The 17,794-nt window shown below is 57.8% G+C and carries 22 protein-coding genes; 4 read left to right on the forward strand and 18 right to left on the reverse strand.

Going from position 1 to position 17,794, the window contains the following annotated elements; genetic code table 11:
* Positions 1-96 precede the first annotated feature (96 nt).
* The 3 genes from OCV64_RS04010 (at position 97) to OCV64_RS04020 (ending at position 3,091) form a co-directional block, all read left to right on the forward strand.
* Positions 97-1,257, forward strand: a complete 1,161-nt coding sequence (locus tag OCV64_RS04010) for an amidohydrolase (protein WP_186852304.1) — start codon at positions 97-99, stop codon at positions 1,255-1,257.
* Between the two features lie 157 nt (positions 1,258-1,414).
* Complete coding sequence (hpf, locus tag OCV64_RS04015; RefSeq protein WP_147572720.1) at positions 1,415-1,966, forward strand: ribosome hibernation-promoting factor, HPF/YfiA family; 552 nt, start codon at positions 1,415-1,417, stop codon at positions 1,964-1,966.
* 132 nt (positions 1,967-2,098) lie between these two features.
* Positions 2,099-3,091 carry a biotin--[acetyl-CoA-carboxylase] ligase gene (locus OCV64_RS04020; RefSeq protein WP_186852303.1) on the forward strand — a complete coding sequence of 331 codons (993 nt, stop codon included), beginning with the start codon at positions 2,099-2,101 and terminating at the stop codon, positions 3,089-3,091.
* A 225-nt stretch (positions 3,092-3,316) separates the two neighbouring features.
* Here OCV64_RS04020 and OCV64_RS04025 read toward each other — a convergent pair whose 3' ends face one another.
* Positions 3,317-4,291, reverse strand: coding sequence for a LysR family transcriptional regulator (locus tag OCV64_RS04025; RefSeq protein WP_186852302.1), 975 nt, complete (start codon positions 4,289-4,291; stop codon positions 3,317-3,319).
* Positions 4,292-4,538: 247 nt separating this feature from the next.
* Here OCV64_RS04025 and OCV64_RS04030 point away from each other — a divergent pair, with 247 nt between their 5' ends.
* Positions 4,539-5,645 carry a cation:dicarboxylate symporter family transporter gene (locus tag OCV64_RS04030; RefSeq protein WP_262669399.1) on the forward strand — a complete coding sequence of 369 codons (1,107 nt, stop codon included), beginning with the start codon at positions 4,539-4,541 and terminating at the stop codon, positions 5,643-5,645.
* On the opposite strand, the gene OCV64_RS04035 is transcribed toward OCV64_RS04030, so the two are convergent.
* From OCV64_RS04035 to OCV64_RS04115, 17 genes are all read right to left on the reverse strand, one after another.
* Entirely contained in the window at positions 5,584-5,733 is a 150-nt protein-coding gene (locus tag OCV64_RS04035; protein ID WP_021920634.1) for a CD1375 family protein, read from the reverse strand. The two genes, OCV64_RS04030 and OCV64_RS04035, sit on opposite strands and share 62 nt — an antisense overlap.
* Positions 5,730-5,930: a hypothetical protein gene (locus OCV64_RS04040; protein WP_021920635.1), complete on the reverse strand. Its 201-nt coding sequence runs from the start codon at positions 5,928-5,930 to the stop codon at positions 5,730-5,732. Before OCV64_RS04040 ends, OCV64_RS04035 begins: the two co-directional genes overlap by 4 nt.
* The gene (locus OCV64_RS04045; protein ID WP_262669400.1) at positions 5,927-7,783 is read right to left on the reverse strand and encodes a hypothetical protein; all 1,857 of its coding nucleotides are present in this window, start codon (positions 7,781-7,783) and stop codon (positions 5,927-5,929) included. The genes OCV64_RS04040 and OCV64_RS04045 overlap by 4 nt, the downstream gene beginning before the upstream one ends.
* On the reverse strand, positions 7,695-8,921 hold the full coding sequence (locus OCV64_RS04050; protein ID WP_262669401.1) for a reverse transcriptase/maturase family protein: 1,227 nt from the start codon (positions 8,919-8,921) through the stop codon (positions 7,695-7,697). The genes OCV64_RS04045 and OCV64_RS04050 overlap by 89 nt, the downstream gene beginning before the upstream one ends.
* A gap of 353 nt (positions 8,922-9,274) precedes the next feature.
* Entirely contained in the window at positions 9,275-9,628 is a 354-nt protein-coding gene (locus OCV64_RS04055) for a four helix bundle protein (protein WP_148336593.1), read from the reverse strand.
* Positions 9,597-9,803 carry a fold protein gene (locus OCV64_RS04060; protein WP_262669402.1) on the reverse strand — a complete coding sequence of 69 codons (207 nt, stop codon included), beginning with the start codon at positions 9,801-9,803 and terminating at the stop codon, positions 9,597-9,599. The genes OCV64_RS04055 and OCV64_RS04060 overlap by 32 nt, the downstream gene beginning before the upstream one ends.
* A 109-nt stretch (positions 9,804-9,912) precedes the next feature.
* On the reverse strand, positions 9,913-10,224 hold the full coding sequence (locus OCV64_RS04065) for an inorganic polyphosphate kinase (protein WP_148336589.1): 312 nt from the start codon (positions 10,222-10,224) through the stop codon (positions 9,913-9,915).
* Positions 10,211-10,546, reverse strand: coding sequence for a hypothetical protein (locus OCV64_RS04070; RefSeq protein ID WP_148336587.1), 336 nt, complete (start codon positions 10,544-10,546; stop codon positions 10,211-10,213). The genes OCV64_RS04065 and OCV64_RS04070 overlap by 14 nt, the downstream gene beginning before the upstream one ends.
* A complete protein-coding gene (locus OCV64_RS04075) occupies positions 10,515-11,408 on the reverse strand; it encodes a serine/arginine repetitive matrix protein 2 (protein WP_148336585.1) in 894 nt (297 codons plus the stop codon). The genes OCV64_RS04070 and OCV64_RS04075 overlap by 32 nt, the downstream gene beginning before the upstream one ends.
* A 4-nt stretch (positions 11,409-11,412) precedes the next feature.
* The gene (locus OCV64_RS04080; protein ID WP_148336583.1) at positions 11,413-12,546 is read right to left on the reverse strand and encodes a baseplate J/gp47 family protein; all 1,134 of its coding nucleotides are present in this window, start codon (positions 12,544-12,546) and stop codon (positions 11,413-11,415) included.
* On the reverse strand, positions 12,543-12,953 hold the full coding sequence (locus tag OCV64_RS04085) for a DUF2634 domain-containing protein (protein ID WP_148336581.1): 411 nt from the start codon (positions 12,951-12,953) through the stop codon (positions 12,543-12,545). Before OCV64_RS04085 ends, OCV64_RS04080 begins: the two co-directional genes overlap by 4 nt.
* Entirely contained in the window at positions 12,950-13,309 is a 360-nt protein-coding gene (locus OCV64_RS04090; protein ID WP_021920645.1) for a hypothetical protein, read from the reverse strand. Before OCV64_RS04090 ends, OCV64_RS04085 begins: the two co-directional genes overlap by 4 nt.
* A 17-nt stretch (positions 13,310-13,326) precedes the next feature.
* Positions 13,327-14,082 (reverse strand): serine/arginine repetitive matrix protein 2, encoded by a 756-nt coding sequence (locus tag OCV64_RS04095; protein WP_148336579.1) that lies wholly within the window; start codon positions 14,080-14,082, stop codon positions 13,327-13,329.
* Between the two features lie 18 nt (positions 14,083-14,100).
* Complete coding sequence (locus OCV64_RS04100; RefSeq protein WP_101692999.1) at positions 14,101-14,700, reverse strand: transcriptional regulator; 600 nt, start codon at positions 14,698-14,700, stop codon at positions 14,101-14,103.
* Positions 14,701-14,719: 19 nt separating this feature from the next.
* A complete protein-coding gene (locus tag OCV64_RS04105; RefSeq protein WP_148336577.1) occupies positions 14,720-17,113 on the reverse strand; it encodes a phage tail tape measure protein in 2,394 nt (797 codons plus the stop codon).
* Between the two features lie 75 nt (positions 17,114-17,188).
* On the reverse strand, positions 17,189-17,371 hold the full coding sequence (locus tag OCV64_RS04110) for a hypothetical protein (RefSeq protein WP_227108713.1): 183 nt from the start codon (positions 17,369-17,371) through the stop codon (positions 17,189-17,191).
* A gap of 29 nt (positions 17,372-17,400) precedes the next feature.
* The gene (locus OCV64_RS04115) at positions 17,401-17,754 is read right to left on the reverse strand and encodes a DUF6848 family protein (RefSeq protein ID WP_317246500.1); all 354 of its coding nucleotides are present in this window, start codon (positions 17,752-17,754) and stop codon (positions 17,401-17,403) included.
* Positions 17,755-17,794: the final 40 nt, after the last annotated feature.

Here is a 17,794-nt window from a genome sequence, read left to right on the forward strand (position 1 = left end):
GTGGGGAAGCATATTGGTCGAGCCGTTTTAACTGTAACAAAATATCTCAAAAGAGTCAATGGGAGCCTTTGTCGCTTCCTGTCAGTGGAGGAAAATATGCTTATTATCAATGGGACCGTCCACACCATGGATGGCCTAACCATCCCCAACGGATATGTGGCCGTGTCTGGGGACAAGATTGCCAAGGTGGGGCCTATGGAGGAGTGCCCCGACCACTGGGAGGGAGAGACCCTGGACGCACGCCAGGGCCATATCCTGCCCGGCTTTATTGACGCCCATTGTCATCTGGGGATGTTCGGTGACGCCCTGGGCTTTGAGGCCGACGACGGGAACGAGGCTACCGACCCCTGTACCCCCCACCTCCGGGCCATAGACGCGGTCAATCCGCTGGACCGGTGTTTTGAGGAGGCCCGTCAGGCCGGTGTCACCACCGTACTCACCGGGCCGGGCTCCGCCAACCCCATCTCCGGTCAGTTCGCCGCCATTAAGACCACCGGAAAGTGGGTGGACGCCATGGTGGTCCAGGCACCGGCGGCCATGAAGCTGGCTCTGGGAGAAAATCCAAAATGCGTTTACAACGAGCGGCATGAAACCCCGGTCACCCGTATGGCTACCGCCGCCATCATCCGGGAAAACCTGGCCAAGGCCCTGGAGTATGGAGAGAAGCTGGAACGAGCCGCGGAGGACGAGGAGGAGGACAAGCCCGACTATGACGCCAAGCTGGAGGCCCTGCTGCCCGTGGTCCGAGGGGAGCTGCCCGTCCACATTCACGCCCACCGGGCGGACGACATTGCCACCGCCATCCGTATCTCCAAGGAGTTCGGACTGAAGTGCGTCATCGTCCACGGCACGGAAGCCCATCTGATCCCCGAACTGCTGGTCCAGGAGGGGGTGCCTGTCATTACCGGGCCCTGCCTGGGGGACCGGTCCAAGCCGGAGTTGGCCAATATGACCATCGAATCCCCGGCGGTCCTCGCGCTCCACGGAGTCAAGACGGCCATCTGTACCGACCACCCAGAGGTGCCGGTCCAGCACCTGGCCCTGTGCGCCGCCATGGCGGTGAAAGGTGGCATGAACCCGGAGGCCGCCCTGGCCGCCATCACCATCAACCCCGCTCAGATTGCCGGGATCGATAACCGGGTGGGCTCCCTGACGCCGGGGAAGGACGCGGATATCGTCATCACCTCCGGCCACCCCATCAATCTGTTCAGCCGGGTCCAGACGGTGCTGATCGGCGGACAGCGGATAAAGGGATAGGTCCAGGAAAATTTAGAAAAAATTAACAAAAGCCTATGGATATTTTTCGTGCTTGTGGTATAATAGATTAACGGTGGGAGGGAACTCCCTCTCCGCTGGAGAGGTGAGTCCCTCCCGTCGCTATACCTTGCCTGATAGGGCGAAAGGAGCGAAAGTTATGAAATTTGTGTTCACGGACAAAAAGGTGACCCTGCCCAACTTCATCCACAAGTACGCGGAGAAAAAGGTGGGAAAGCTGGACCGTTTTTTTAAGGAGGATGCCACCGCCTCGATCACGTTCAGTGTGGAGAAGGAGCGGCTGAACAGGGTGGAGATCACCATCCGCTCCAGCGGCACTATTTTCCGGGTATCTGAGAGTACCTCTGATATGCAGGCGTCCATCGACGCCGCGGTAACCACCCTGGAGCGTCAGATTCGGAAGAACAAGACCCGGCTGGAGAAGCGGCTGCGCCAAGGGGCCTTCGAGCGGGCGGTGGACGCGGCGGAGGTCTCCTCCTTCGCCCCAGAGGAGCCGGAGGAGGGCGAGTACCGCATCGTCCGGAGCAAGACCTTCCCTATCAAGCCTATGAGCCGGGACGAGGCTATTTTGCAGATGAATCTGCTGGGGCACAGCTTCTTCGCCTTTAAGGACGAGGAGGCCGGTGGGGCCTTCGCCGTGGTCTACCGCCGGTATGATGGGGACTATGGTATTATTGAAGACGAGCAGTAAGATAGTTGTCCGGGGAGCGGGATTCCGCTCCCCGGTTTTTTATGGCTGATTCTGTTTCCAAGAGGAGAGGCCGGTTGACGACTGGTGTCCTGGGCCGTATAATGAAAGAAAACTTTGTTTGGAGGGCGGGGCATGAGCCGTGAAAAGGTTCTATCCCTGCTGCGGGAGCGGCAGGGAGACTATTTGTCCGGGGAGGCGATGAGCCGGGAGCTGGGCATCAGCCGAGCGGGTGTATGGAAGGCCATTGAGGGCTTGCGGCAGGAGGGGTACACTATCTCCTCCGCCCCAAACCGGGGCTATCGGCTGGAGGCGGGCCCTGACCGCCTGCGGGCGGGGGAGTTGTCCGGCCCCCTGTCCGGCTCTCTGGTGGGCGGCAGCCTGCTGTGCCTGGATGTCATCGACTCCACCAACACAGAGTGCAAGCGTCAGGCTATGGCCGGCGCGGCCGAGGGACTGGTAGTGACGGCGGAGGAACAGACCGGAGGCCGGGGCCGCAGGGGCCGCTCTTTCCAGTCGCCCCGGGGGAAGGGGCTGTACCTCTCCGCCTTGCTGCGGCCCCGGCTGGAGCCCGCCCAGGTGGCTAATTTTACCGCCTGGGTGGCGGTGGCAGTGTGCGATGGCATCCAGGCTGCCTGCGGGCTCCGTCCCCAGATCAAGTGGACCAACGACATCATCCTCAACGGGAAAAAGCTGGTGGGGATCCTCACGGAGCTGGGGCTGGTTAGTGAGAGCAACGATTTGGACTATCTGGTTACCGGAATCGGGGTCAATGTGAACCAGAGCGCCGGGGACTTTGACCCGGAGATCCGGGATATGGCCACTTCTTTGGCCCTGGCTCTGGGGCGGCCGGTACGCCGGTCGGAGCTGGCGGTTCAGATTATCCGGGCCCTGGACCGAGCCTATGCCGGTTTTCCGCAAAACCAGGGCGAATATTTGGAGAAGTACAGGGCCGACTGCATCACCATTGGCAGGCAGGTCCAGGTCATCACGCCCATCTCCCGGCGAGAGGGATTCGCCGTCGCGGTGGACGACGGCTTTGACCTTCTGGTCCAGTTTCCGGACGGAACAGAGGAGGCATTTTCCTCCGGGGAGGTGTCCGTCCGGGGAATGTATGGATATGTGTGATTAAGCAATAAAGGGCGGAGGACTTTGACAGTCCCCCGCCCTTTATTTTGACGGTGTCCGCCCAATCGGAGAGTTCAATACAAAGAAAAGCGGAGTCAAGTTAAAAGTGAATCCTTATCGTTAAGAAATTACAAAAATGAAGAAGGAGCAGCTGGATAATTCCCACAAAAATAATACTAATTATGTTATATTCCTATAATATGAAATTTATAAGGAAAAGAAAATTCATCCGCTGTCGCGTTCTGAGGGGAAAAAGCGGTCTGACTGAGTAATCATGTAGTCCACAAACAGCTGAATCAGAGCCCGACTGCCTTCCTGTTTGCGGTAAGTGAGATAGATGTTTCTGGTAGACAGCTCCGGCGGGAGGCGGTAAAAAAAGTGGTTAGAAGAGGGAGCGACCCGGTAGAGGGACGAATCCCGAATAACGGTGATGCCAGACCCCTCATTAGACAGATAGTAGGCTGTGAGCAACTGGTCCATGTAGTGGATTACTTTGGGAGTAAAACCGGCTGACTCACACAGCTTTTGCAGCAGGTCGTGGCTGTGATTGCCCGGTTTGAGAGAGATAAAAGGTTCGTCCCGAAAGGCGGCCATATCCACAGGGGGGACATGATCATCTAAATGGAGCCGCCGGCGCACCTCGTCAAAGGTGAGCCGGTAGCGCCGAAGCTTTTCGTTGCAGGGCAGCTGGGCCGGGACAGCCAGGACCATATGCTCCTGGGCCACGACTGTGCTCTCCAAAGCACAGTCGTGAATTTCATTTACATCTAAACTAAAGTCCAACTGGCCCCGGGTCAACATCTGCAGGCCCCGGTTACTGCTGGTTTCCACAGGATTGACCTGGACGGCAGGGTGCAGGGATTGGAACTGCTGGATTAGTTCAGGCAGTACATAGGTGCAGTAAAACGTGCCGCTCCCAATCGCCAGGGAGCCGTGCTCTCCCTGGCTTAAATTATCGAAATACTCTGACATCTCCTGCTCGATGGCCTGAAATCGCTTGATGCAGCTGATATAGTATTCCCCAGCCTGAGTGGGGCGGATGGGCTTCTGAGAGCGGTCAAACAGAGTGGCGTGCAGGCTGCGCTCGGTCCGAGCTACGATCGCGCTGAGAGCTGGCTGGGAAATATATAGATTCTTGGCGGCTTGGCTGAAGCTGCCGTCCAAATAGATCTGGTAGATATACTCCATGTTTTTTTCCATTGGGGTCACCTCCACACTAAATATTATAGCATATATAACTTTAAAATTATAGAGTAATAATACAAAAAATATTTGAAATAGAACGAAACTCTCATCTATTATGTGCATAGTGGAACTGCTCTTTCCGTCTCCGCCTCTGGACGGTGGTGTCAGAGAGAGCCGGACCCCAGGCCGGCAAAAGAGCGGAAAATTGAGCGGCGGCTGGTCAGGGGCGAGTACCCATCATATGAAAAAGGAGAAGAGAGAAATGCTAAAAAAAATACCCCTTTGGGTCCAGATCCTGATAGGCATTGCCATAGGCGCTATTATTGGTGTGGCAGTGCCAGATATCGTACCCTACATCAGCTTCCTCGGCGATATCTTCCTGCGTCTGCTGAAGATGCTCATAGCGCCCCTGGTTCTGCTTACCCTGATCAATGGCGTGTGTAAGATGGGCGATGTGGGAATGCTCCGCAAGGTGGGCGTCCGTATCGTGATCTATTACATGATTACCTCTACCCTGGCGTCCGCTGTGGGCGTGATTGGAGGCGTGATCACCCAGCCCGGCAAGGGAGTTACCGACCTGCTGACCTCCGAGGCTGGTGAGGCTGTTGAGTACAACTTCATCGACAACATGGTGTCGTGGATCCCGGAAAATATCTTTACTTCCCTATCCGAGGGCAATACCCTTCAGATCATCTTCTTCGCCATCTTTATGGGCTGCGTCTTACTGGTACTGGGCGACCGGGTGAAGCGCCTGGTGGACCTCGTCGACCAGGGGGCCGAGGCTATGCTGAAGATGACCGAGTATGTCATGGCCTTCTCTCCCATCGGCATCATGGCCCTGATTGCCGACATGGTCACTACGATCAGCGCCAACATGATGAAGCAGGTCATCGTTTTCATCACTACTGACTGGGTGTGCTGCCTGCTGGTCATGTTCCTGATGGAGCCCATTATCGCCGCTGTCCTGGGCCGGGTCAATCCTATGCGCCTGTTCAAGAAGATCGCGCCGGCCATCATCGTAGCCGCCTCTACCTGTAGCGCGACAAGTTTTTTGAGAAATTGGGACAGCATACTTGAGAAAAAACGGGCCAATCTTAGAAGCATTTCCGAGCCTGCTCGCTTGCGTCAACCGCCCCCCAGAAGCACGGGAGCGGCACACGCAAGAGGGCGGGCTCAAAGCATACGGGAGGAGCGACGAATAGCCGCCCCTCCCGTGCTTTTTGCCCTCTTGTGGGTTAGGTTACTACCGGCCCTTTACGGGCCGTTTTGCGGGCCTCTACGGCCCTTCGGTGGGTGTCCCTGGGGCGTTACTCCTCCGGCTCGAGAGTGCCTTCCTCCTGCGCCGCCAGATACTCGGCGACGGGGATGATGTACTCCTCGGGCAGGGACTCAATATCGCGCTTGCTGTTCTTCACCAGAACGGCATAGACGGAAATCATGTACTCTTTCACTTTCATTTTGCTTGTCCTCCTTCAATCTGCTTGATCTTACTTTCGAGGCTCGAGACCTTCTCCGTGAGCCCCATGACCTCCTCGAAGAGACCGGCGATCGCCTCATAGAGGTCGATGTTCTGCTCCTCCGCTTCTTCCGCCCTCTGACGCTCGATCTCGGTGATCGGCATCTTAGGGGTCAGATACTTCATGCTCTGGTTCATTCGTAAGCACCTCCAAACCCAGAGATCGAAACCTCCTCCTCATAGCCCTCGTTCTTCGTGATAGTGAAGCGGACATTCACGCCCCACTTTTCGGCGGTCTTGGACTCGTTGAGGAAGTTGTAGACCCGATTGATCGCGACCTGCGCCGTGATGTCCTCCCAGGCCGGGGAGTCGTCGAAGGCATTGTTACACGCTTCGACCTTGGCGACCGATCCCTCAATATGCCATGTAGGCGTGATGAGGATCTTCGTCGCCCGGGCGTCCGTCTCCTCCGGCTGCGCGAACTGGAAGGCGATGACGGTCTCCTTCTTGGAGAAGTTCCAGACCCTCACACTCGTCGCGAAGTTGCCATCAACGGCCTCGACGCGGAGCTGGTGATCCCCATTTGCGAGGACGAGCCAATTCTCACGGGAGAGCTCGATCGTCTCCTCCTGGCCGAGCGTAGCTTGATAGCTGCGGATCTGCTTGTCGTCGACGAACTCGGTGACGACCACGTTGTCGCCCTCGACGTCGGTGACGGTGTACTTCTCGGCGAAGCTGCCCGTCTGCTGGCCGAGGTCTTCGTCCTGCCCAGAGATAGCCGGAGCCGAGTTCGTCCGCTTAAAGGTGAGGCGGCGGTAGGTTGTGCCGCCCTGCCCATCGGTGGCGGTGATGACGAGGTTGTTGACCGTATTGAGGCCCAGGGCGTAGAGCTTTTCCGAGGTGATAGAGACCGAGAGCTGCTCTCCCTTCGGGGCGTTGTTGATGGTGCGGAGCGTTTCGTCGTTCAGCATCTCGACGACCGTCACGGCGTCCCCGTCCGCGTCGTTGACGGTGTAGTTGTAGGTGAAGCCGATGTTCTTGTCCCCGAGGTTGGTGTCCGTGCCGGAGATGGTCGGGGCGGAGTTGACGCGGTTGAAAGTCCACGTCCGAGTCGCCGTTCCGCCCTGTCCGTCAGTGACGACGACCTTGACCGTGTGGGGGCCGAGGGACAGTTCGCGGACGTTGACCGTGATCGTGTTTTTGAAATTTCGCGTCGGGGCGAACGACTTCGTCGTTCGCCCATCAATCGACTCCGTCGCCGTCAAGACGTCGCCGGAGTCGGAGTCGTTGACGGTGTACTCGATCGTGAAGTCCTGGTTCTTATCTCCGAGGTTGCGGTCACTGTCAGAGATCAGAGGGTCAGTGTTCAGGACTTCAAGGACGGGGCGGAAACCGACGCTCACGCGCCGATCGCCGGACGAGTAGCTGTTCCAGAGGCGGGCCGAACCGCACCCACGGGACGCGCGGGTCGACGCGTTCTCCGCCCAGGTCTCTTGACACCAGGAATACACGCCCACCCAATGCCAAAGCTGATTATGGGTACTGTTGTGATCGGTCGTGTTGAGGTTGGTGTCCAGGTCAGAGGAAACCGGGGCAGGGAGTCCGGTGATGACTTCCTCGCGGGTGATGAACCTGTCCCACTCGTTATTGGTAGGTGTTCCTCCGGCATACCAGTCGTTATTCCGCCGGTTGCTGCCTCCGGTGAGGAGGCGGCACTTGTACTTTGTCCCGTCGATGGTGATGGTCTTGCCGGTGACATAGCCCTGCCCGTTCAAGTCATCCCACGAGACGCTGACCAGAATGACGCGGTCGCAAATGAGGAGGGTTTTGTCCCCGTCCTTGATCTTGACCCATTGGAGCTTGTTCGCGTCCGCGCTGGGAGTGTCTCCGAAGGTGTAGTTCGCCATGCTGCCGGACATCTGCGGGATGTCTCCGTAGCCGCTGTTCCCACCTGCGGAGTCGTCAGGCCGCCACGGCTTTGTGGGCCGCTTGAGAATTGCGCCGTTGTTGTAGAATCCGCCGAGCTTGACGGTTCCGAGATATTGCGCCATAAGGGATCTCTCCTTCCGTTTTGATAAAGCGGTAGGGCGCGAATATCTTCTTCGCGAGATTGTAGGAACTGGCCCACCGGGCGAACCCGATCCACGAGTTGACCGCCTGGACGACCGCCGCCCGCGTGATCTTGCCTTCCCTCATCTTCCGAACCATCGCTTTGATACGCCGCTTCTCTCGCCGTTTGGACTCGGTGCGGAGCATCATGTGGGTAGCTCGGATTTTGAAGCCGTAGGCGTTCACGCCCTGCCGCATGTAGAAAACCTTTGTCTTCTTGTTGGTGTCAAGGTGTAGCCTCACTTGGAGGAACTCCTTGATCTTTGCCAGCCACTCCCGGGCGATCTCTTTGCTCGGCGCAACGATGACGACGTCGTCCATGTACCGGGTGTAGAGCTTCGCCCCGAGGAAGCGGACACAAAATTGATCGAGCTCGTTGAGGTAGATGTTCGCGAAGTCCTGGGAGCTGACATTCCCGAGTGGGATGCCTCGCTCTCCCTCCGGCGAGCTATCAATCACTTTGCAAAGAAGCCGGTAAAACCGAAGGAGATCCCCGTACATGTCGGGGCGCTTCTTCTTGAGCTTCTTGAACCGCTTCGCAAGGATTTTCTTGAGCAGGTCGCGGTCGATGGAGTAGAAGAACTTCCGGGCGTCTATTTTAATGACGGCCACATCGTCGCCCCACTTCATGCGGGCGACCCTCATGTCGTGCTGCACCTTGAGGGCGGCGCGGATCGGGCCTCTCCCGTACTGACAAGCGAACGATCCGTCGATGAACACGGGCCGGAAGATGTTTTGCAGCTCCTCATGGATGACGAGCTGCACCACCTTGTCGCGGAGTCCAGGGATTGAGAGCTCTCTCCGTTTGGGCTCCGTTATGACCGTAGAATGATACGGCCCCGGGGTGTACTTCGAGTTCTTGAGCTCTCGCCATAGGTCGACATTGTTCTTCTCTCGTAGGAGGTCATACTTGACGGCCTCCCGGGTGTACTTCCTTTGCCCGCGCGTCGCTTTCCTGTAGCCTTCCTTGAGGTTCTCGTAGTCGATTACTTTCTCATACGGAGAGGCCGGAAGTGGAGGAGGGACGACCGGGCGCTTTATATTGTGAATGGTCTTTACAAAAAAGGGGAATTTCGTCATCGTGGCATCCTTTCCTTTTCAGAAACGGCTTGGCACCTATGACGCGGGTTTTTACCCACATTGCAGACTCACCCCCAGCCTCCCAATACGAGAGGGCGGGCCGGGCGCTCGTCACTGTTTTTACGCCGTCAGAGACAAGGCGAAGGATTACCTCTCCCTTGAAGTATAACAAGGACACGCACTCGAAGCCGTAGCCGCGAATGACGTAATAACCTACAAGGCGGGGCGGAAACCGACGTTCACGTTCCGATTGCCGGACGAGTTGTTGTTCCAGTTGCGGGCCGAATTGTACCCACGGTTCGCGCGGTTCGACGCCATACAGAGATAACCCTAAGTAGGTGCGGTTTACTTTTTTATCGGTTGTTGATGAAGTGCTTTTGCAAGCCTCCAATTATGCGCCCCAGTTCGTTGAGTTTGGTTTGCAGCTCGTGGACTTTCTTCTCGGTGATGTACTTCTGCGTCCGGGCGACTCCAAACAGCACAAGGAGGAGCGTCTTCTCGGCGTCCGCCTCGTCCAGCCATTCGAGCCGCTTCTTGACGACGGTGAGGTTGTTCGCCATGACCGCCGCGCGGATCAGCCGGAAGCACGATTGCTTGATCTCTTGCGACAAACTAAACTTTTCGGCCTGGGGGAAATTCTTGAGCAAGGGGTAGACATCTCTCTCAAGAAAGATTTCAGCTTTCTTTTGAAGTATCGACGGTTCCAATGTAGCAGCACCTCGCATTTCTAACGCGAGCGACCTCCTCCTCGGTGACGTCATCCCCGAAGAACTCGAAGCCGAATTCGGTGAGCTTTACCTTCGCGGGCTTCCCCGTGATGGAGCTGTGCCCCTCGATAACAAGGACGGACTCCCCTTCGAGGGTGAGGCCGCTCGCGGTCATAATAACGAGCTCGTCCTCCGAGAGGTCTCGGCACTTTTCGCATATCGGGCAAAGCTCACCGAAAAAATTCCCGAGTATGCAGCTTGTTTCTTTTAGGGTGCAAGCCGCCCTATACATAGAGTTTCCGCGCGACGGGGTCATAGATACCAGAGGTGATCGCGACCGAGTTCACGGAGTCAAAATTGATGAGAAAGACGTTGTTCGTCATGTTGTTGAGGGTGGCGTCTTTCAGCACTTTGATCTCTTTCTGCGCGTCGGCGATCTGGGCCTCATGGAGAATGACAGCTTCTCGGTTCTGATAGATGCCCTCGTCCATGTGGTTCATGTTCGTCTGACTGACCGGCGTTCCTTCCTGGATGACCTCGCCCGTCGCGACATCCTCGACGTGGTCAAGCCATCCGATTTTTTCATAACTGTTCACTTTCGATCTGTACCTCCGTTTCTTTTTCGATGATTGTGTACTTGAAGGCTACATAGAGTCCCTTGCTCGGCGGTTTTTCAAACTCCCGGTCAGACTGTGCGACGACGTCGCCGTCTGCGTCGACGAGCTGCACGTTCGCCACATTGCCGGAGATTGTGTCGTCGAAGTAGATGTAGATCTTCACGGACTCCGCTTCAACGATTTTTCGGAACGGCGCGACCGTCTTCGGCGCTCCGTTCAGCGTATAGGCCGCATGGTCGACCGAGTCGGCAAAGCGACGCCCGATTTTCTCAATCCCGAGTGATGTGATCGTCTTCGGCATGTTTTTCCCCTCCTTCCGTCATAAGTGTCACGCCGGAGCACCGGAGCCCCGGAGAGCAAACAGGGTAGATCTTCGCGCCGTGGTCAAATGCGGAGCCCGCCTCAATTTCGGAGGACAGGGCCTCATACATGACGAACGCGCACGGCTGATAGAATTTTTCGGAGGCCGCGATCGTTCCCACCTTGGGGAACTCTACCTCGCCGGAGTCGTGGGTGCTGACGGCCTGGACTTCGGAGCTCAACAGGTGGCCGATGCTGACAACATGAGGCCACACGCCGCAAACTATTTCCCCGCAACGGGGATACCGCGAGAACCCGGAAATCGTCTCGGAGTGGATCTCGATGACCCCGCCAGACTCGGCCCCGTAAGAGGGCTTCGAGCTGCCCTCCTTGACCTTCCGAACTTCGGCGTCGATAACTGCGAGATTGTTGACGCCGCTTTGCTTTGAGCCTTTGAGGAATACAATGAACTCGGCCCAGCGTTCGGGATCTTGATAGGAGAACGGCTCGATCGTGCTTTGCTCATACCCCAGCGACGCCAGGGCATAGAGGATGCCGCTTTTGATGCCCCCCGCTTCGGAGATTACTCCCTTCATGGAGAGGCGTGTCCGGTAGCTCTCTATATCCTCACCCTCGAGCCTTGGCATGTCTCGATCCTGTCCATGTACCGGAAGCATGACCGGGCTCGCGGTTGCGACGTTTGCCTCGTCCCGGACTCGGAAGGCGTCCTTCTTCATCCCATCAAACACACGCCCGACGACTTTGAAGAAGATAAAGAGCTGGTTCGCCGTCCGTTTGCCTCGTTTCAGCGGGGCAAAAAGCAGGTCGAACATATACTCGCCGAAGGTGTCGAAGCGCTTCATCCGCTCACTCCCTTCTGACGGTTACAGAGACGGCCCCGAGGGTGATGACCTTGTCCTTCCCCAGGACAACGTCTTCGGCGGGAGCTGTGATCTCCGCATTGGTGGCCGCGCTGTAGCTGCTGCGGATCGCGAAGTTGATGTCGGAGCGCCGGAGTTCGTTGAACCTCCGGCCCTTTCTGACCGCGAGCAGTTCCGAGAGGATCGAGGAGATCCTCTCCTTGATTTCCTCCTCCGAGGAGACGTCGGAAGTCGATACCGTGACCGCGATGTCCTGGGGAACGGTCTCGGACGACTTCACAAGAATATTATCGTATGGCCCGGCAATCTTGTCAACGGCCTCACGAACCTCGTCGAGAAGTCCTTCCGTCGCCTCTCCGGCTGTCCCTGTTACAATCACATCGACCGTCCCTTGCCCCCTCGGGTGGTCACAGTCAGCCTGTGCAAATAGGACGCCCTGGACGGCCTCCGCTGCATTGATGAATGTGTCCTCAATAGACCGGGCCGCGAGCTCCGACCAGGATCGGAGCGCCCGCGTTCGGAGTCCCTCGTCGTCCTCGGTGTCGCTTCCTTCCCGGACGATCCAGTCCTCGCCGTTTGAGATGCCGTCGATCCCATTGAGGAACGTGAGGCTCCGGGTGATCTGTCCTTCCGGCACATTGTACCGAGAGCCCTCTTTCTCCGCTTCTACCAGGACATCCACCGACCGGCTCCCTTTTTGCAGAACCGCCGCCTCTATGGCAAAGAAGCGAAGCTCCTCTCCGTTGATGTCCTTTTGCGTCTTGAAGATGTGGCCCTTCTCGATCTTCACGGCCTCGCCCTGGTCGTTCGTCCTGGACAGTGTGACGAGGCCCTGCGTCTTCTGGGCCTTCTTGCGCTTCTTCCCGTAGTCTGCCGCCTTAATGTCGAGCCATGCGCCGGTGGAGTGTGTGAGGGTCATATTGTTCAGAATGGCCCGTAGTAACTCCGTGAACTCGATCTTAATGCGGAGGACTATCAAGAGCAGCGTATAGAAGACGCCGCCCGAATGGAAGTTCGTGATTGCGAAGCCTTCTTCTTTTAGCTCGGCGATCTTCTCCTCTTTGAGCGTTTCAAGCTCGGGAACCGGGAGAACTTCGTCGAGTATTGCTTTGTCGATCATGTTGTTATCACCTCCACGCCGACCGCACTAATGACGACATTGAGCTCCCGGGGCTCCTCCTCGTCCGCAAACTGGAAGGAGCAGCGGAGCCGGAAGGTGTCGTCCGAAAACCCGACGTCGATCTCTATGCTCTCGGGCACGATGACCTCCCGCTTTTGAAGGCCCAGCCGCGCCCGCTGCGCGATTTCAAGCCGCACAAGATCGTCGTCTTCGGATTGAATGAAGTCGTATAGCCCCCAGCCGAACGAAACGTCATAAAAGAGATCCCCGGGCTGTGTGAGCGCTTCGAGGATGATGTTCTGATATAGACATTCAAGCCCCGAACAGAGGGGCGCGTCTCCGTCTGCCGCTTGCGTGAGGGCCCATTCATCATTGAGTCGGATGTCGGTGTCGTGTAACCCTGTCATAGCTGCACCTCCCCAATGATCGCCGGGCTGTCCCCGTATGCCATCGCAACGGCCACGAAGGCCCCGGCCTTATATTGTCCTTTGGATCTGACGCCAGGGAGAGGAGGGAAGCTCTCGTCCTCGTTCCCCCAGCGATCGACGACGGTGAGGGTGTATTCGTTCCAATGCGCCGTTATGTGGCCCTTGAAGCTGCTCCCGGTCTCGTCGTTATGAATGACAAGATCCTCGAGATCGAACGTCTCGCCGAGCTGTGTCGCCTTGCTGACGGTGGCGTAGACCACGGCGGGGCTCTTTGCGTGGGGGTACTCCTGCGCGATGATCTTCCTCGCGACCGCCCTCATCATCTGCTCAAGCATTTCCCGCCCCTCCTTTCTTAGAAATAAATCTTCGTGCGGATGAAGCCGTTCTCGCTGGTAGACGAGACGACCTTCGAGACCTCGAACTCTCCGCTCACTTTAGGGTGCTTCACACTGATTTTGTGGGAGTGTCGGACAAAGGGGGCCGAGACCGTCTCGAGCTCCCACGAGCCGCCGCTCCTGGTGAGGGCGATGATGTTGACGCCATACTCGAAGATGTAGGTCTTGTTCTGCTCCGGCTTCTCTCCCCAATAGAACACGCCCCCAGAGAAGAAAAACGGCTGTTTGATGTTCCATGCTGCATGTACGGCATTGATCGCCTCGATGACGTTCATCTGCCGAATGGGAAGCCGTTTCCGTTCCGGGTATCCCTTGGAGGAGAGCTTCATCTTCGAGAGCCCGGCCTTCCCGAGAAAGTAGGCGATCATCTCCTGCGGAGTTGTGTCGAGGAATGTGTTGTTGATCTGCGTCTCCTCGAGGAGAAGCATCTCGTCCTTGAGAGTCACTTCGTCGGTGAAGCCTCCTCCGTTGTACGGCTTGGAGACGTAGCCGGTGAAGACCTCCTCAAAGACATTGTTATACCCGAGCTCAATCGCCGCCGGGTCTTTCCGGGCGAGTGAGATCTTCGGTTGAAACTGCTCCGTGAAGCGGATCTTCGCCCAATCAAAATAAGAAGACTTCGAGGAGTAGACCTCGATCTCTATGCCCTTGTCGAAGGTATAGGGGCCAGCGCGGGCCGCGATTTGAGGGTAGAATAATTCGAGCGTTTCCATCCTGTTCCTCCTCTCGGGTTAGTATGGCATCTGTGAGACCTTGTCGAGAGCTGCCGCCGTGCTTGCATCGTCGACGGCTGGGGACTTCCCTCGGCTCGTCTGCAAGTATTTTTGATAGTCAGAAGACAAGGTCGTTTGCTGCTGGGTTCCGCCGGAGCTCCCGCCAGAGGAGCCACCGCCGGACGAAGATCCCGACGAGCTGCTCGTCGTCTGTATGGTCTGCGGGACGTACTCCCAGAACTCAAGGGAGACGGTGAGCTGCTCCTTCTTGTTCTCCATTTTGTGAGTGAGCCCCTTGAATAGAACCTTGTCGACGCCGTGCGCTGCCGTGTCTTCGCTGACAATAGAGAGCGGCTTCGGGACTGACTGGCCGGGCGTTCGGAAGATCGCCCGAAGCGTCTCGAGCCGCTGGTACTTCGTTTGCGTTGGTGTGTCGTCGAGAATGAGTTCGATATTGACCTTCGCGTCCTCGTAGCCCGTCGCCTGTTTGGGCTTTGTGGCGCTGCCCTCGACCTCTTGCTCGTCGATCTGGGCCGACTCCTTGACCTCGATACTCTTAACAAGGCCAGGGAGGACGACCCCGTTCACCTTGACGATCTGGTCTTCGGTGTAAATCATTGTCGTCTCTCCCTCCTTGTTATGCCGGTGCCGGTTCGGCGTCTTGATCGTCTGCGGGTTCCTCGCTGCCGTTGGCCTCGGCGTAGTCCTCGACCTCCTTGAGCATCGCGAGGAGCTGCTCGAGGTCTTTGATCTTCTTGAGGTCGACCGGAATGAGCAGCTTTTGAATGATGACTTGCTTGCCGGAGCTGCCCTCGCCGGAGCCTCCGCTCTCGGAGCCTTCCTTCTTGCCGCCTCCGCTTGTGAGGTCGACCTTCTGGACGGGCTCGCGTTCGAGCGTAGCCTTCGCGCCGTCGAGCCCCTTCTCGATTGCCTGGGCGGGTGCATCCTGCGCCAGCTCGAGGCCGTGGGCGTAGGTTGTCATCGTGCGTTGTCCCGAGAGGGTCAGCGTCGAGAGAGGGCCTTCTTTCGCGTCGGAGAAGGGGAGCATATTTCGGATGCGCTGCAAGCCGCCCTTTACCGCGTCGACCGCGCCCGTGAACGCCGATTTGATACCGTTCGCGAATGTGGTGACGACGCGCTTGCCCGACTCAAAGAACCACGTCACGGCTCCCGTGACCGTGTTCTTGATCGCGGTGATTCCATTCGAGAACGCCGTTTTGACGGCTGTGAACCGTTCGGACACGCCCGAGGCTATGCTCGTCACGAAGCCGACAAACTTGTCACGGATCGCCGAGAGCCGCCCGCCGGTGAGATTATCCAGGAAGGTAAAGCCCGCCGTATAGATGCCCTTGACGCCCTCGACCGCTGCCGCTGCTGCACCGCGGATTCCCCCGCCGTGCGCCTCGTATGCGGATCGCATGTTGTCGAGGTTCTGGGAGACCGTCGCCTTCGCTGCGTTCATGACGGAGCCGATGACGTTGCCGATGCCGGAGAAGATCGCCGACGCGACCTCAAGAGCTGCGCCGAGCTTCTCCTTGAAAAAGTCGATGATTGCGTTGACCGCGTTTCGGAACCACTCGCACTTGTTGTAGAGCAGCACCAGGGCCGCGATGAGGGCCACGATGCCGATCACGATCCAGGTGACAGGGTTCGCCAGGAGTGCCGCTGTAAAGCTCCACACGCTCGATATGAGCGGCGTGAGCGCTCCCTTCGCTAATAGGAACCCGGCCTTGAGGAGCTTGAACCCGGAGATTACCTTCGTGATAATCAAGCCCACGCCGGAGACGACGGCGATGACCGTGCCCGCTATGGTGAGGAAGCCGCCGATCGCCAGGACGACGAGCATGATGACCCGGACGAGCTCCTGGTTCTCCTCGACCCACGAACCGACCTTCGTGAGCACCTGCTCGCCGGTCGACATGAGATCGTTGATTGTCGGGAGTAAGCTATTCCCGATCGACTCCTTCACGTTCTGGATGCGCTGCGTGAGCCGTTCAAACCGTTCGGGCTCCGTTTCGTTGATTGCGTTCGCCATCTCCGTGGCGACGCCGGTGCCGGAGCCGAGGGCGTCGTACATGGTGAGGATGTTCCCTTGCAGGTCTCCGCACTTGTTGTAGAGCAGGTCGATGAGGTCGACGGCCTCGTCCGTTCCGAAGGCTTCGGCGATCTCCTGCTTCTCCATCGCGTCGATGGTCTCGCCGTATTTGCCCCGGAGCTGGTCGAGGATCTCCGGCATACTCTTTAGTTGGTTGTTGGCGTCCAGGAACGACAAGCCCAGGGCGTCGCCGCCCTTCGCTGCCGCGCCCAGGAACGCCGCGTACTTCGTGCCCGCCTCCGAGCCGCTCATGGTGCCTTGCAGCATACCGAGGATGGTGAGCTGCTCCTCGAGGGGGACGTTCGCGTTTGTTGCCGACGCGCCCAGGCTCTCGATGCTCGAGGCCATTTCCGAGCCCGTCGTCTTGAACTGCTGCACCGACTTCGCGATACCCGCCGAGAACATCTCGCCGAACTCGATGTCGCTCATGTCGTCGTAGTAGTTCTTATAGATGCCGTAGCCCGTGGCAAACAATGACGTCATCTCGCCGACCGTCGACTTTGTGGCCTTTGCCGTTAGGCCCGCGAGACTGGTGAACTCCGCGACGCCCTCGTCCGAGAGCGTCGCGATGCCGCTCTTGATGTCGTAGGCTGCCGCGATGAAGTCGGCCTTCGTCGTTCCGGCCCATTGGTCGGAGAACTGCCGGGCGGCGTCTTCCACGACGCCGAGATCCTTCACACCCAGGGAGGCGAGCTCGCCGATCGCTCTCCGGGTTTCAAATGTAGCCTCGACCGGGGACAGCACCGCCCCCGTGATCTGCGAGCCGACCTCCTGCATGACGGCCCCCGTCTTTGCCATATTGCCGAGCGCTGCGTTTGCCTTTTGCAGCTTTGAGACGGTGCCGTTGACGCTTGATGTGACTCCGGCCATAGGCCCGGTGAGGTTGTCGATCATGTTCATTATGAGGGACAGCCGGAACACGGACTCTAAGCTCATGCTTTGCCTTTCACCTCCTAACAAAACGATGGAGGCGACCTTGTGCTCTTAAAAGAGGCGACCGATGCCGCCCGGCTAATCCGACGCGAACACGTCCGCGATCGCCTGGGCGACGATCCTCTCCTCGAGCTCCTGGATGTACCTCGCTTTCGCGACGTACCGGAGGAACTCGTCGAGGCCGATCTCCTCAATGTCGAAGTCCTCTAAAAGAGCCGGAGGGAGGAAGCGGTAGATTTCCAGGAGACCGGACTCCACCACGTTCCCCCTCACCTCCGAGAGCTGCTCTTTTAGAGCATCTTCAAATTTGTCTGTTTGGAGAGGCCCAGCATCCCGAGTAGCTTCTCACCGATGGAGAGCGCCAGGGCCGGGAACTCCTCAAGGTTCGCCTCGAGAGACGCCCGGCTCTCCTCGACCACGTTGTCAAAGAGGAACACCTTGAGCGCCTTCGTCGCGCCCTGGGCGGTGGTCTTAACATATCTGTCATAGCTCGCCGTGGAGGGGCGCTTGAAGAAGAACTCGACATTCTTCTCGGTCTCGTCATCGACCTCAATCGTCGCGCCGACGCGGTAGACCTTGCCGTATTTCTCTTTCATTTCCTCGGCGCGGCTCTTGCCCGCGACTTCCTTCTTCATGTCTTCCATAGTGTTTTGTCCTCCTGTTCTCGATTATCTTGAGATAACG

This window comes from Muriventricola aceti, assembly GCF_025567565.1.
Lineage (GTDB): Bacteria > Bacillota > Clostridia > Oscillospirales > Oscillospiraceae > Lawsonibacter > Lawsonibacter aceti.

What these genes read in the sequence shown, in the direction of transcription:
- OCV64_RS04010 (WP_186852304.1), top strand. Translation starts at nt 97, where the DNA reads ATGCTTATTATCAATGGGACCGTCCACACCATGGATGGCCTAACCATC.
- hpf (WP_147572720.1), top strand. Translation starts at nt 1,415, where the DNA reads ATGAAATTTGTGTTCACGGACAAAAAGGTGACCCTGCCCAACTTCATC.
- OCV64_RS04020 (WP_186852303.1), top strand. Translation starts at nt 2,099, where the DNA reads ATGAGCCGTGAAAAGGTTCTATCCCTGCTGCGGGAGCGGCAGGGAGAC.
- OCV64_RS04025 (WP_186852302.1), bottom strand. Translation starts at nt 4,291, where the DNA reads ATGGAAAAAAACATGGAGTATATCTACCAGATCTATTTGGACGGCAGC.
- OCV64_RS04030 (WP_262669399.1), top strand. Translation starts at nt 4,539, where the DNA reads ATGCTAAAAAAAATACCCCTTTGGGTCCAGATCCTGATAGGCATTGCC.
- OCV64_RS04035 (WP_021920634.1), bottom strand. Translation starts at nt 5,733, where the DNA reads ATGAAAGTGAAAGAGTACATGATTTCCGTCTATGCCGTTCTGGTGAAG.
- OCV64_RS04040 (WP_021920635.1), bottom strand. Translation starts at nt 5,930, where the DNA reads ATGAACCAGAGCATGAAGTATCTGACCCCTAAGATGCCGATCACCGAG.
- OCV64_RS04045 (WP_262669400.1), bottom strand. Translation starts at nt 7,783, where the DNA reads ATGGCGCAATATCTCGGAACCGTCAAGCTCGGCGGATTCTACAACAAC.
- OCV64_RS04050 (WP_262669401.1), bottom strand. Translation starts at nt 8,921, where the DNA reads ATGACGAAATTCCCCTTTTTTGTAAAGACCATTCACAATATAAAGCGC.
- OCV64_RS04060 (WP_262669402.1), bottom strand. Translation starts at nt 9,803, where the DNA reads ATGACCGCGAGCGGCCTCACCCTCGAAGGGGAGTCCGTCCTTGTTATC.
- OCV64_RS04070 (WP_148336587.1), bottom strand. Translation starts at nt 10,546, where the DNA reads ATGCCGAAGACGATCACATCACTCGGGATTGAGAAAATCGGGCGTCGC.
- OCV64_RS04075 (WP_148336585.1), bottom strand. Translation starts at nt 11,408, where the DNA reads ATGAAGCGCTTCGACACCTTCGGCGAGTATATGTTCGACCTGCTTTTT.
- OCV64_RS04080 (WP_148336583.1), bottom strand. Translation starts at nt 12,546, where the DNA reads ATGATCGACAAAGCAATACTCGACGAAGTTCTCCCGGTTCCCGAGCTT.
- OCV64_RS04085 (WP_148336581.1), bottom strand. Translation starts at nt 12,953, where the DNA reads ATGACAGGGTTACACGACACCGACATCCGACTCAATGATGAATGGGCC.
- OCV64_RS04090 (WP_021920645.1), bottom strand. Translation starts at nt 13,309, where the DNA reads ATGCTTGAGCAGATGATGAGGGCGGTCGCGAGGAAGATCATCGCGCAG.
- OCV64_RS04095 (WP_148336579.1), bottom strand. Translation starts at nt 14,082, where the DNA reads ATGGAAACGCTCGAATTATTCTACCCTCAAATCGCGGCCCGCGCTGGC.
- OCV64_RS04100 (WP_101692999.1), bottom strand. Translation starts at nt 14,700, where the DNA reads ATGATTTACACCGAAGACCAGATCGTCAAGGTGAACGGGGTCGTCCTC.
- OCV64_RS04105 (WP_148336577.1), bottom strand. Translation starts at nt 17,113, where the DNA reads ATGAGCTTAGAGTCCGTGTTCCGGCTGTCCCTCATAATGAACATGATC.
- OCV64_RS04115 (WP_317246500.1), bottom strand. Translation starts at nt 17,754, where the DNA reads ATGGAAGACATGAAGAAGGAAGTCGCGGGCAAGAGCCGCGCCGAGGAA.